Origin of the sequence: Alteromonas sp. 14N.309.X.WAT.G.H12, from assembly GCF_036697315.1 — a bacterium.
Lineage (GTDB): Bacteria > Pseudomonadota > Gammaproteobacteria > Enterobacterales > Alteromonadaceae > Alteromonas.
Genome location: NZ_JBAHZB010000091.1, coordinates 1 through 13,886, shown reverse-complemented (window position 1 = coordinate 13,886; position 13,886 = coordinate 1). Strand labels below are relative to the sequence as shown.

Annotated in this window: 13 protein-coding genes; 8 read left to right on the top strand and 5 right to left on the bottom strand. The window is 45.1% G+C overall.

What is annotated here, in order from left to right:
• Positions 1-1,349 (bottom strand): glucose-6-phosphate dehydrogenase (gene zwf / locus V5298_RS16500; protein WP_332932531.1); only part of this gene is annotated, 1,349 nt, incomplete at its 3' end.
• Positions 1,350-1,627: 278 nt separating this feature from the next.
• Between zwf and V5298_RS16495 the strand changes: the two genes are divergently transcribed.
• Entirely contained in the window at positions 1,628-2,476 is an 849-nt protein-coding gene (locus V5298_RS16495) for a MurR/RpiR family transcriptional regulator (RefSeq protein ID WP_332932530.1), read from the top strand.
• Between the two features lie 251 nt (positions 2,477-2,727).
• A complete protein-coding gene (gene pyk, locus V5298_RS16490) occupies positions 2,728-4,164 on the top strand; it encodes a pyruvate kinase (protein ID WP_332932529.1) in 1,437 nt (478 codons plus the stop codon).
• Between the two features lie 58 nt (positions 4,165-4,222).
• Here the strand turns inward: pyk and V5298_RS16485 are convergent, their stop codons facing one another.
• Positions 4,223-4,774 (bottom strand): NAD(P)H nitroreductase, encoded by a 552-nt coding sequence (locus V5298_RS16485; protein WP_332932528.1) that lies wholly within the window; start codon positions 4,772-4,774, stop codon positions 4,223-4,225.
• A gap of 417 nt (positions 4,775-5,191) precedes the next feature.
• Between V5298_RS16485 and sppA the strand changes: the two genes are divergently transcribed.
• A complete protein-coding gene (sppA, locus tag V5298_RS16480) occupies positions 5,192-7,051 on the top strand; it encodes a signal peptide peptidase SppA (protein WP_332932527.1) in 1,860 nt (619 codons plus the stop codon).
• Positions 7,052-7,088: 37 nt separating this feature from the next.
• A complete protein-coding gene (locus tag V5298_RS16475) occupies positions 7,089-7,547 on the top strand; it encodes a SprT family zinc-dependent metalloprotease (RefSeq protein WP_332932526.1) in 459 nt (152 codons plus the stop codon).
• Positions 7,548-7,573: 26 nt separating this feature from the next.
• On the opposite strand, the gene yfbV is transcribed toward V5298_RS16475, so the two are convergent.
• The gene (gene yfbV / locus V5298_RS16470) at positions 7,574-8,023 is read right to left on the bottom strand and encodes a terminus macrodomain insulation protein YfbV (protein WP_332932525.1); all 450 of its coding nucleotides are present in this window, start codon (positions 8,021-8,023) and stop codon (positions 7,574-7,576) included.
• Positions 8,024-8,282: 259 nt separating this feature from the next.
• Between yfbV and trxB the strand changes: the two genes are divergently transcribed.
• From trxB to infA, 4 genes are all read left to right on the top strand, one after another.
• Complete coding sequence (trxB, locus tag V5298_RS16465; RefSeq protein ID WP_332932524.1) at positions 8,283-9,248, top strand: thioredoxin-disulfide reductase; 966 nt, start codon at positions 8,283-8,285, stop codon at positions 9,246-9,248.
• Positions 9,249-9,287: 39 nt separating this feature from the next.
• Positions 9,288-10,037 (top strand): leucyl/phenylalanyl-tRNA--protein transferase, encoded by a 750-nt coding sequence (gene aat, locus V5298_RS16460; protein WP_332932532.1) that lies wholly within the window; start codon positions 9,288-9,290, stop codon positions 10,035-10,037.
• Positions 10,034-10,741: an arginyltransferase gene (locus tag V5298_RS16455; protein WP_332932523.1), complete on the top strand. Its 708-nt coding sequence runs from the start codon at positions 10,034-10,036 to the stop codon at positions 10,739-10,741. Before aat ends, V5298_RS16455 begins: the two co-directional genes overlap by 4 nt.
• An 80-nt stretch (positions 10,742-10,821) precedes the next feature.
• Positions 10,822-11,040: a translation initiation factor IF-1 gene (gene infA / locus V5298_RS16450; protein WP_216028034.1), complete on the top strand. Its 219-nt coding sequence runs from the start codon at positions 10,822-10,824 to the stop codon at positions 11,038-11,040.
• An 86-nt stretch (positions 11,041-11,126) separates the two neighbouring features.
• On the opposite strand, the gene clpA is transcribed toward infA, so the two are convergent.
• Together clpA and clpS are read right to left on the bottom strand one after the other, a co-directional pair.
• Entirely contained in the window at positions 11,127-13,403 is a 2,277-nt protein-coding gene (clpA, locus tag V5298_RS16445) for an ATP-dependent Clp protease ATP-binding subunit ClpA (RefSeq protein WP_332932522.1), read from the bottom strand.
• Positions 13,404-13,427: 24 nt separating this feature from the next.
• Entirely contained in the window at positions 13,428-13,748 is a 321-nt protein-coding gene (gene clpS, locus V5298_RS16440; RefSeq protein ID WP_332932521.1) for an ATP-dependent Clp protease adapter ClpS, read from the bottom strand.
• Positions 13,749-13,886 lie beyond the last annotated feature (138 nt).

The window sequence follows — 13,886 nt, the reverse complement described above, 5'->3', positions numbered from 1 at the left end:
ACCCAGGTCCATGCCTGTTCAATTTCATCACGGCGCACAAACAGGGCTTGGTTACCTAACATGACTTCCAGTAACAGCTTTTCATAGGCATCAGGAATGCGCTCATCACCAAAGGCATCCGAGAAACTCAAATCCAGTTTGGATTTTTGTAGATCCATGGAGCCCGAACTGGTTAGTCCTGGCACCTTGTTCATCACGGTAATTTCAACACCTTCATCTGGCTGTAAACGAATAACCAATTTATTAGGTGGCAAATTCTGGAAACTGTCGCTAAACAGGTTGTGGGGCTGACGTTTGAAGTAGATAACAACTTCCGAAACCTTAGTAGGTAGACGTTTACCGGTACGAAGATAAAAAGGTACACCCGCCCAACGCCAGTTGTCGATATCGGCTTTAATCGCAACAAAAGTTTCGGTACGACTTTTGGTATTGGCGTCTTCTTCTTCCAGATACCCTGGGACTTCCTGCCCTTTTACGAACCCAGCGGTATATTGACCGCGCACTGTGGACTCGTTAATGTTTGTTACATCAATACGACGTAACGCTTTTAGAACTTTGAGCTTTTCATCTCGAATACTGTCGGCATCTAATGTAGCGGGCGGTTCCATGGCAACCAGACTTAAAATCTGTAACAAGTGGTTCTGTACCATGTCGCGCATTTGACCGGCATCATCAAAGTAACCCCAGCGCCCTTCAATCCCCACCGATTCTGCTACGCTGATCTGAACATGATCGATGGAATTATGATCCCAATTGGTGGCAAAAATAGAGTTAGCGAAGCGAAGTGAAATGAGGTTAAGTACGGTTTCTTTACCCAAGTAGTGATCGATACGGTAAATCTGTGATTCGTCGAAATACTCTGAAACCTGATCATTAATGGTTTTTGAAGAATTTAAATCGTGCCCAATGGGTTTTTCAAGTACTACCCGCACTGAGCTGTCAATGATATTGCTGCTATGAAGTCCACGGCAGATGTCGCCATAGATAGAAGGCGGCGTGGCCAAATAACACACCATTGTACGCGTGGAATCCACAAGGCCGTCAAGCACGCTATAGCTTTCTAAGGCTTTCATGTCTATGCAGGCGTAGTTTAATCGGGCCTCCAAGCGTGCCCATGTTTCTTCACAGACGGCTTTTTCGCCAAATTTTTCGATATTTTTACGGACTTCTTTTTTATAGTCCTCAATTGTCATGTCCTGACGAGCAACACCGATAATGGTGGTTTCAGGATGAATGAGTTCAGCTTTTTCAAGCTGATATAAGGACGGCAACAGTTTCCGTCGTGAAAGATCCCCGAGGGTGCCAAAAAGCACAAAATCACAGGGTTCAAAGGAATTATCCATTACCATATTCGTCGACCTTTCTTAATGATAATTTGAAAGAACAGCAATTCAGACAGGCAACACCTGTACACTGTTCCCGATTTTGAGGCACATAGTTAACACCATATGTAGTAAAATTACAACTTTTGCAATCTATGCGCCACGAGAAGGGTATTTTTTACCTGAATACCCACCATTTAATTGCTTTAATTGTCAAAAAATTACATTTTTCTTGTCACCCAGTACACAACAGGTAGTATAGGGGACATTATTGACATTTATTTTACCCTACTTTTGTTATCTGTATGAATATTCTTGAAAAAATAACTCAAAACAAAGCTGTGTTCAGCAAATCGGAACGAAAAGTCGCAGAGGTTATACTTGCAAATCCGCAAACGGCGATTCATTCGAGTATAGCAACGTTGGCAAAAATGTCGGATGTCAGTGAACCTACCGTCAACCGTTTTTGCCGTCGACTCGATACCAAGGGCTATCCAGATTTCAAATTACACTTGGCTCAAAGCCTTGCCAATGGTACACCATATGTGAACCGCCATGTTGATGAAAGCGACGGCCCAGGCGAATATACCAACAAGATTTTTGAATCCACAATGGCCTCACTCGAGGTGGCCAAGCAATCCATTGACGTTGCCACCGTTAACCGTGTGGTTGACCTGCTTACCCAAGCGCAGAAAATTTCATTCTTTGGTCTTGGGGCTTCTGCATCAGTGGCCCATGATGCATTAAATAAATTCTTCCGCTTTAATGTCCCTGTGGTCTATTTTGAAGACATCTTAATGCAACGTATGAGTTGCATGAATTGTTCAGCCGGTGACGTGGTGGTACTCATCTCCCACACTGGCCGTACTAAAAGTCTTGTAGAGATCGCACAAATTGCCAAGAGCAACGATGCCACTGTGGTGGGGATCACCTCCGCTGACAGTCCGTTAGCCAGAGAAGCCACCCATGTTCTGTCGTTAGAAGTGCCCGAAGACACCGATATGTATATGCCCATGGCCTCTCGTATTGCCCAATTGACACTGATTGATGTACTGGCTACCGGTTTTACGTTGCGAAGAGGCAACAAGTTCAGAGAAAATCTAAAACGGGTTAAAGATACATTACGAGGTTCCCGCTACGAAAAACGGGATTAACCCCTTCATCGACGCCCCTCTTTTTGATGCCGCTTAATAACAAGCGGCTTTTTTGTGTCCAATTTCCCTAACCAACTGGTAAGGCCAGAAACAAACAATACGCTTTGGATTCACATTTTTGTCAAATTGCACTACTATTCTGTAATAAAATTACGTAAGCATGTTACAGCAACGCGATTAGAACGTTTTTTCGACAATATTGTCGAAGATCATGTTAATCCAAAACGACGAAAACTAAGTGACTCACTATTATGACTAGAAGAACAAAGATACTTGCCACCCTCGGTCCTGCTACCGATACTTTAGAAACCATCGAAGCAGTACTCGCTGCTGGCGCCAATGTTGTACGTATGAATTTCTCACACGGTCAGGCACAAGATCATATTGAACGAGCGGCAAAAGTTCGTCAAGCAGCAAAAAACCTAAACAAATACGTCGCCATTTTAGGTGACTTACAAGGGCCCAAAATCCGCGTAGCACGGTTTAAAGACGGCGCCGTTCATCTCGATGTGGGTGCACCTTTTATTCTGGATGCTGAACTTGATAAAAACGACGGCGACGAACACGCCGTAGGCATCGATTATAAAGCCTTACCTGACGATGTTTCTTCCGGCGATATTCTGTTATTAGATGATGGCCGCATTCAGTTAAAAGTCACTGAAGTTATTGGTAGAAAAGTTCACACAGAAGTAACCGTGGGCGGAAAATTATCCAACAATAAAGGCATCAATCGCCAAGGTGGTGGATTATCCGCCGAAGCCCTCACAGAAAAAGACAAAGAAGATATCAAGACCGCCGCAAAAATCGATGTGGATTATCTTGCGGTTTCCTTTCCCCGCTGTGGTGCCGATTTAAACTATGCGCGTAAACTGGCACGGGAAGCCGGCTGCCGAGCGCTAATTTGCGCCAAAGTCGAACGAGCAGAAGCGGTGGCCACCGATGAAGCCATAGACGACATCATCAGTGCTTCAGATGCGGTTATGGTGGCACGGGGTGATCTGGGCGTGGAAATTGGCGATGCCGAACTTGTGGGTAAACAAAAGAAACTGATTTCACGCTCTCGTCAATTGAATAAAGTGGTCATTACCGCAACACAAATGATGGAATCGATGATAAACAGCCCCATGCCCACGCGTGCAGAAGTGATGGACGTGGCCAATGCGGTTTTAGATGGTACTGATGCGGTTATGTTATCAGCGGAAACCGCTGCCGGTAGTTTCCCAGTTGAAACCGTTCAAGCCATGGCCAGAGTGTGTGAAGGAGCAGAAACCCACCCCAGTATTAAATTGTCCAAGCACAGAATGGATGATGTATTTTCCACTGTGAGTGAAACCACCGCTCTGTCTGCCGTTTATGCTGCCAATCATTTACCCAGTATCAAAGCCATCGTGGCATTAACAGAAAGCGGCAACACGCCAAAACTGATGTCCCGTATTACCACTTCCCTCCCCATAATTGCCATGTCACGCCATCACGCGACATTAAACATCATGGCCTTGTATCGTGGTGTTAAACCGGTCTTTTTTGATTCCCGTAACAGCGAACCGGGTCAATTAAAACATGACACCATGGCTGCCCTTAAAGCCATTGGTTTGGTATCAGAAGGTGACAGCGTGATTATGACCTACGGTGATGAAATGGAAAAAATCGGTGCCACTAACGCCATGAAGATTGTTCAGGTCGACTAACTTTATTGCTAACAACGTTGGCGCTTTACGCACGCTTAAAGCGCCAACTACTATTAAGCTACTGCCAATAAGAAAAGTAATCCTCGCTATTTAACGGCGCTTTTTCAGGGGTTTCAAACATGGGCGTACCTAAATACAAAAAGCCGCTAATCTCATCCTCCTGGGCCAACTCAAGCGCGTTACGCACCAAATCACAATGGGCAAAAGCCCCGGTTCGCCAAATACCATTAAATCCTTGGGCCTGAGCTGCCATTTGCATTGCCATTACGGCACATGCGGTAGACGCTAATTGTTCTTCCCGTGGGACTTTTTCATGGGCTTTGTACTGGGTAATGGCAATGATAACCATAGGTGCACGTAACGGTAACTGAGGTGCGCGTTCAATTTCTTTTTCTGATTTATCATTCGCGATAGCAGATTGTTCAAATAGGGCGCCAAGCTTACTTAATCCACTGCCCTGACAAATAATAAAACGCCATGGCGTTAAACTGGCGTGATCCGGCGCCCGCAACGCCGCCTGTAGTATGTTATTGAGCACCTCACCCGCTGGGGCAGGTGCTGTTAGCCTCGGATGAGACCGGCGATTCAGTAGTAACTCGAGTGCGTCCAAAATAGCTCTCCTTTCCTAGCAATATGACAATATCCTACGTAGGACAATAAAAAATTACTACACCCATGTGAGAAAATGACTTGAGACGATTAAAGCCAGCCTAAAGACCAAATAGCGTGTACAAAATTGGTATATTGCCGTGATAGTACTAGGAAAATAGTACGCAACGCCACAGGCAAAACGAACGTGAATCACCGTATTTGAAAGGCGTTATACCGAGAGTAAGCTTGCGCATAAACCCATTAAGCCCGACGATGGTACAGATGATGTAATACAGCGTTTATTATAAACTTTTTCAATTCTCATGCTAAAACCAGTTATCCAACGCTGAGCAATTACATTTCATTACAATTTTACTTCGCGTTCTCCATTGGTTTGGTTAACATGTTATGAAACGTTGTTAGAGGTATTAATGTTATGGCGGCAAATGGAAGCTGGACAAAATCTTTGTTTGTAGGTCTATGGACGGTTCTAAACTTTTCTAGAAAGTTATTTTTTAATCTTATTTTTCTCACTATTCTCATTGCCATTATTGTTGCAATAGCCAGTAGTGAATCACCCGTTTTAGTTAAGAATGACAGTGCTCTGCTTTTACAGTTAGATGGCAACCTGGTTATTGAAAAAGAACATGTTGACCCTTTTGCTGAGTTTATGCAGGATGCGTTTGACGAAAAACCTGACAACCCAGAGTTGTTAGTGCGGGATGTGGTCAAAGTTATCGAAAATGCGAAAGCCGATAGTCGTATCAAGGCCATGATACTGGATCTCTCTGGCTTAAAGGGGGGCGGACTTGATAAAATGCGCACCATCGGCAATGCCCTTGACGACTTCAAAACCGTTAAACCCATTTATGCCATAGGCGATTATTTCAGCCAAAATCAATATTACCTCGCGGCACATGCCGATCATATCTACCTTAATCCCATGGGCGGCATACTTTTCGAAGGCTATGGTCGATTTGGTATGTATTTCAAAGATGCTTTGGAAAAATTAAAAGTCAGCACCCATATATTCCGAGTGGGCACGTACAAATCGGCGGTGGAGCCCTTTTTACGTAATGACATGTCCGAAGAGGCAAAAACCGCTAACCGTGCTTGGCTTGACGCTTACTGGGCGTCGTATAAAAACGATGTAGCCAAAGCCAGAGGTATCGATCCGGCTAATTTTGATGAAACCCTTGATGCCTTGCTTGAAAAGCTTGACCAAGCGGATGCTAATTTTGCCACCTATGCGTTAAATAACGGTTGGGTTGATGCATTAAAAACCCGGGAAGAAGTGCGTCAGGAAATTACCGCACTAGTGGGACCGGACGAAAGCGGAAAAGGATACAACGTTACGCCGTATCAAACCTATTTGCATGTGGTCAATCCTCCCCTTCCTCATCTCCCCTCAACGAAAGACAAGGTGGCGATTGTTGTTGCAAAAGGCGAAATTTTAAACGGCGAGCAAAAGTCAGGCACTATTGGTGGAGACAGTACAGCTCGCTTACTACGAGACGCCAGATTGGATGACACGGTAAAAGCTGTAGTGATGCAAGTTGACTCGCCGGGAGGCAGTGCGTTTGCATCAGAAATCATTCGCCAGGAAATACTCGAATTGAAAAAAGCCGGTAAGCCTGTTGTTGTTTCAATGAGCACCTATGCGGCCTCCGGGGGATACCTCATTTCTGCCGCTGCGGATAAAATCTATGCGTCGGAAAGCACCATCACCGGCTCCATTGGCGTATTTGGTATGTTTTTCACTTTTGAAGATACCCTCGGCTATCTTGGCATCAACACCGATGGCGTTGCATCCACTGAAATTGCTGGAATGTCTCCCATGCGCAAACTTGACCCGCGATATGGGGAAATCATACAACACAATGTGGAAAATACGTATCAACACTTTATCTCCCTTGTTGCAGAGGGCCGTAACATGACCCCTGAGCAGGTAGATAAAATTGGTCAAGGACGAGTTTGGATAGGAACCAAAGCCAAAGAAATCGGTTTGGTTGATGAACTCGGTGATCTGGATGATGCTGTGGCCGCGGCCGCGCAACTGGCTAATCTCACCGATTATGACACCTATTATGTTGAACAACCCTTATCGCCCCAAGAAGAATTCTGGCAAAAGTTCTTTGGTCAGGCGTTAGTTTGGGGTGCGAAAGTGCAATTTGATGACAGCAACAATCATCTGATCAAAATGGTTAAGCAAGTGATGTCAGAAGCCCAGTCGGCAACGCAACTGAACGACCCTCAAGGGATTTATTTGCTCTGTCTGGCATGCGGAGTGGAATAAACTGAAAGCCTCCCTCCTAGGCATTGATAAAGAGGCGGTGGACCAATGTGTCACCCGCCTCTATTGTGACGCAGAAGCTTATTTTAAAAAAGCATTTCCCCGGCCTACCATCAGCTACCGTAAAAGCGGAAGAAACGCTGGCACGGCATTTTTACATCAAAACAGAATTAACTTACACCCGATTTTGTTTGTTGAGAACAAACAGGCCTTTTTCGATGACGTGATCCCCCATGAAGTCAGCCACCTTTTAGCCTATCAGTTATTTGGTCGGGTAAAACCCCACGGCCCACAATGGCAGCACATCATGGTTGATGTTTTTCACGTACCGGCAAAAACCACTCACAATTTTGATTTAACCAATGTGCAAGTCAATACGGTGATGTATCAATGTGGATGCGGCGATGTGCCTCTTACCCTACGACGTCATAATAAAGTGATAAAAGGCACAGAATATTTATGCAGGCGATGTAACAATACGCTGGTAATCAAACCATAAGGACACAAGGTTTGTTACCTTAGTCCTTAATCAAACCATTTTTGTGTAAAAACTTTATCCAGTTCGGTAAAGGCGGTTTTTAGCGCAATGGCCAACTCTTTATATTTCGGCCGAGCCCCCATTGATTGAATCTGACACCCTTCGGCACGCATTTTACTATGCACTTCTTGATACCAGCTTTTGATTTGCGGCGGCAGTAATTGATTGGAGCGGTGCCCCAACCACAATAGCCCTTGCAAGGGTAAACTTAAAAAGAACAGGCCAATGGCGATGATTTGGGGAAGATAGGCATCTCCTAAGGTATTTAGCAGGGTTGTACAAGCTAATACGGCTAACGGCGGCATGGCTTTGATGGCTAACTTAGTCGCACTAACAACGCGGCATTCAGGGAAAAAGGCATAAAGCTCCCGCTTTACAGGCCAGGTTTTCATATATTCCTGCCCGTCTCGAAAAAGTGTCAACACCGATTGTGACATAGCAGCTCTCCTTGTTATGCGAGAAATACCCCTACAACAAAATAAATCAACAGGTGCCATTTACCCCTGCCAATCTATTACTCATAATACGTTATATTGGTTATTATAGCGCACTCCACAAGGGAAATAACCTGTGAATCAATTTTTACTGACAATTGGAAGTGGCTCAATAGGTTGAATATGCAATATTGGCCCCTATGTTAGAGGCAGAACAAAACATACCTGGCAGATACGCCAGACACTCAAAACGGAGAAAGTAATGGCAGAAAGCAGACATGTTCGTCTACTTATCCTTGGTTCTGGACCGGCGGGTTATTCCGCTGCAGTTTATGCTGCCAGGGCAAATTTAGAGCCTGTACTCTTAACCGGGATACAGCAAGGCGGACAATTGACCACCACAACCGAAGTGGAAAACTGGCCGGGCGATCCAGAAGGCCTTACTGGGCCAGATCTGATGGTACGCATGCAAAAGCACGCAGAAAAATTCAACACCGAAATTATTTTTGACCATGTAAATAACGTGGATTTTTCTAAACGTCCATTTACCCTTTTTGGTGATTCAGGGACCTATACCTGTGACGCATTAATCATCGCCACTGGCGCGTCTGCAAAATACTTAGGCTTACCGTCTGAAGACGCATTCAAAGGTAAAGGTGTATCCGCCTGTGCCACATGCGACGGTTTTTTCTACCGCAATCAGAAGGTCGCGGTGGTAGGTGGTGGTAATACAGCGGTTGAAGAAGCCCTGTATTTGTCAAATATTGCCTCTGAAGTACACGTCATACATCGCCGTGATACCTTCAGAAGTGAAAAAATCTTAGAACAACGCCTTCGTGAAAAAGCGGAAAACGGCAACGTTGTGCTGCATTTAAACCGTACCCTTGATGAAGTCCTTGGGGATGAAATGGGGGTCACCGGCATACGTGTGACAGATACCGTTAGCAATGAGAAAGAAGACATCGATGTGATGGGCTTGTTTATCGCCATCGGACATAAACCCAACACCGATATTTTTGCCGACCAGTTAGACATGAAAGACGGATATATCACGGTTCAAAGCGGGTTGCAGGGCAATGCCACGCAAACGTCTGTGGAAGGCATTTTTGCCGCCGGAGACGTCAGTGACCACGTTTACCGTCAGGCCATCACGTCTGCGGGTACGGGCTGTATGGCCGCATTGGATGCAGAAAAATACCTTGATGGCTTGCGTTCAGAACAAGGTTAACAATGAGGTAATGTGGGCAGGTTTCTGCCCACCCTATGTATGACGACATTACCCTATATCTCTGAAACAACACCTTTCCCCAATGTATCCAAGGCATTAGATGATCCCAATGGTCTGCTAGCCTGTGGCGGCTCATTAAGTGTGCCTATGTTATTTCAGGCTTACGTCAATGGCATTTTCCCTTGGTTTAGTGAAGACGAGCCTATTTTATGGTGGTCACCCGACCCCCGTGCCATCATTGAACTCGATGACTTTCACGTTTCACGCAGCTTGAAGAAACTGGCTCGAAAAGGGCAATATGTGGTTACCTTAAACCGGCAGTTTGAAAACGTCATCAAAGCCTGTTCATCCATACCTAGACGTCACCCAGAGCAACAGACAGTGACGAATGAAACCTGGATTACCGATGATATGGTGCAAGCCTATTGTCGTCTCCACGAGGCGGGTATCGCCCATTCTGTTGAGGTTTGTCGCGTGGATGGCACCTTGGTTGGCGGTCTTTATGGTGTGGCGGTGGGAGAGGTATTTTGTGGCGAATCTATGTTTCATCTTGAGCCCAACACATCCAAGCTTGCCATGCTCGCTCTGGTAACCCATATGAAACGCCATGAACTGGCTTTTATCGATTGCCAGCTACCTACCGATCACCTGAGTTCATTAGGCGCGAAAGCAATATCTCGCCAAACATTTATTACGCGTCTTCAAAAGCATAATAAAACCCTTGCGGATACTGGCGAACTGTTAGCCACGTATAGACATTATTGGAAAAGCGGAATTATCACACCATGAAATTTGGGCTTACCCAATCCTTTAGCTGTAGTTATCTTCCTGAAAAAGATGAACAGTTATTGGTCTATGCGGAAGAAGATCAAGATCTCTCTTTGCGTTATGGGCAACTGATTCAAGCCGGCTTTCGCCGCAGCGGCAACCTTATTTATCGCCCTCACTGTCCTGAATGCCGGGCGTGTCAGTCTATCCGTATTCCGGTTAATGAATTTACGCCATCACGCAGCCAACGGCGGCTGTTAGCGAAAAACAAATACTTGCAAACCCGCCTTACCACCACACCACACGGCGGGTACTATCCACTCTATGAACGCTATATCAATACGCGTCATAAAGATGGCAGCATGTATCCAGCCAGTGTTGCGCAGTATACCGGATTAATTGAATGTTCATGGAAGCCCCCTATTTTTATTGAAGCTTATCAAGATGACGCACTGGTGGCCGTAGCCATTACCGATCATATTGAACAACAAGATGGCGGCCATGCCTTCTCTGCACTTTACACATTTTTTGCCCCTGAGCTTGCCCACGCCTCAATGGGCACCTGGATGATCCTGCAACAAATCGAATATGCCAAAGAAAAAGGCTATAATTACTTATATCTTGGCTATCAGATTGATGATTGCCAAAAAATGAATTACAAAACCAAATTTTTGCCCCATGAACGCTTTTTTGAAAATAAATGGCAAAAAAACACGCTAATTTGACATTCAGTACTTTACAGAAGCCCATTTATTGGTTAATGTCTGCGCGGCAAAAATTTGACTTACTGAGGTAATTGCTTTTCATGGCAAAAGAAGATTCTATCGAAATGGAAGGAACGGTTGTTGATACCCTTCCTAGTACACAATTCCGCGTTGAACTTGAAAACGGTCACGTAGTGACTGCCCATATATCCGGCAAAATGCGAAAGAACTATATTCGTATTCTTACAGGAGATAAGGTTACTGTAGAGATGACACCCTATGATCTGTCTAAAGGTCGTATCGTGTATCGCGCGAGATAACACTCAGTAGAAAATTAGAATCTCAAAAATAAAAGCCCGAATAAATTCGGGCTTTTTCGTATTCAACAAAGAGGTGATAAAACGGCTTAGTTAGACTCCGCCTCTTTATCCTGTGCTTCAATACCAAAGAAAGAAAACTCAAGTTTATTCTCACCGAGATCAACTTTCACATTGCCGCCTTTGTGCAACTCACCAAACAACAATTCATTGGCCAGTTCTTTTTTGATTTCCTCTTTGATTAAGCGAGACATGGGTCTTGCTCCCATGGATTTGTCATAGCCTTTTTCCGCCAGATAAGCACGGGCAGCGGCGGTGACTTCAAGGGAAACCCCCTTGGTATCCAACTGGGCCTGCAATTCAATAATGAATTTATCCACCACTTGTAAAATAACGTCCGTATCAAGGTGGTTAAACCAAATAATGCCATCCAGTCGATTACGGAATTCCGGTGAAAAGACCTTATTGATTTCCGATAACGCATCATGGCTATGATCCTGTTGCTTAAAGCCAATGGATTTACGTACCGTCTCTTGAACACCCGCATTGGTGGTCATAACTAATACCACATTACGAAAATCGACTTTACGGCCATTGTTATCCGTAAGGGTACCGTGATCCATAACCTGCAACAAAATATTGTAGATATCACTGTGGGCTTTTTCGATTTCATCAAGCAACACCACAGAATAAGGATTTTTAATTACCGCATCGGTAAGCAACCCACCCTGTTCGAAGCCCACATAGCCCGGTGGTGCGCCGATTAGTCGACTTACGGCATGACGCTCCATGTACTCAGACATATCGAAGCGTACGAGCTCGACGCCCATAATTTTAGCTAATTGCTGGGTCACTTCGGTCTTCCCTACCCCGGTAGGACCGGCAAACAAGAAACTACCAATGGGTTTTTCTTCTGTGCCAAGTCCGGCACGAGACAAATGAATGGCATCGGTAAGGGTTTCTATCGCTTTATCTTGTCCAAACACCATCATTTTGAGGTCTCGGCTCAAGTGTTTAAGGGCTTCGCGATCAGACGCGGAAACCGATTTTTCAGGGATACGGGCCATTTTGGCAATAATCTGCTCAATATCACCCACATTGATGGTTTTCTTTCGTTTAGATACCGGTAACAAACGCTGACTGGCGCCCGCTTCATCCATCACGTCAATGGCTTTATCCGGTAGGTGGCGCTCGTTAATGTACTTCGCTGACAGTTCTGCCGCAGCCTGAAGGGCTTTTTGGGTAAACCGCACACTGTGATGTTCTTCATACCGCGATTTTAACCCTTGCAGGATTTTCGTGGTATCACTGACAGATGGCTCAACCACATCCACTTTTTGGAATCGTCGTGCCAGTGCACGATCTTTTTCAAAAATACCTTGGTATTCTTGGTACGTCGTTGAACCGATACAACGCAGTTCACCGGAACTCAGTTTAGGCTTAAGTAAGTTAGAGGCATCCATTACCCCACCTGAGGCCGCGCCAGCACCGATGATGGTGTGGATTTCATCAATAAAGAGAATGGCGTCTTCGTCTTTACTGAGTTCTTTTAAAATGGCTTTTAACCGTTTCTCGAAGTCCCCTCGGTATTTAGTACCGGCTAACAAGCCACCGAGATCTAACGAATAAACGGTGCTGTTAGCAATAACCTCAGGCACATCCTCATTGACGATGCGATAGGCCAGGCCTTCGGCGATGGCCGTTTTCCCAACGCCGGCTTCACCCACTAGCAGCGGATTGTTTTTACGTCGGCGGCACAAGATTTGAATTGTCCGCTCGACTTCTGAATCGCGACCAATAAGGGGGTCAATTTTCCCTTCTTTAGCCTGACGATTTAAGTCGGTGGAGTATTTACTTAACGCAGAACCCGATTCATCGCCTTCGGTACTTTCTTCCACGTTTTCACCACTAGCTGGACTTTCATCTTCGTTTTTACTGACGCCGTGGCTAATGAAATTCACCACATCCAAACGGGTTACATCTGCTTTTTTAAGGATATAAACTGCATGGGATTCTTGTTCAGAAAATATTGCGACCAACACATTGGCGCCGGTAACTTCGTCTTTCCCAGACGATTGAACATGAAACACCGCCCGCTGTAAAACCCGCTGAAATCCCAAGGTGGGCTGAGTTTCACGCTCATTTATCTGGTCATCCATAATGAGCGGCGTTGTATCCTTAACAAACTCTATCAACTCACTTTTAATTAAATCGATATTGGCTCCACAAGCCTTCAGAGCGTCACGGGCTGCGGAATTGTCCATGAGCGCCAACAACAAGTGTTCCACCGTCATAAATTCGTGACGGTGCTCTCTGGCAAACACGAAAGCTTCGTTCAACGTTTGCTCTAATTCTTTATTCAACATATCGCTCGCCCTCTGTTAATAGACTTATGCCTGCTCCATAGTACACATAAGCGGATGTTGGTGCTTACGCGCATACTGGTTGACCTGCATCACCTTGGTTTCTGCTATCTCAGCAGTAAATATGCCACAAACGGCACGGCCTTGGTAATGAACAGTAAGCATAATTTGATTGGCCTTCTCTGCATCCATTGTAAAAAAACGCATGAGTACTTCTACCACAAAATCCATTGGCGTGTAGTCATCATTGTTCAACAACACTTTATACATGGGAGGCGGTTGCGTCTTTTGACGCTCGGCCTGTCGCTGTTTTTCTTTATCAATACTAATCGCGTTGTCTCTACTCATAATACAATAATAGTGCCTTGGCGCTGAATAGCAGCATTTTTAATTTAAATAATCTGCAAAATACCCTTGACATGCAATGGTTAAAATATCTACAGTTTTACTATGGCCATGTGAGTGACGCACATAGCCATCGTGCTC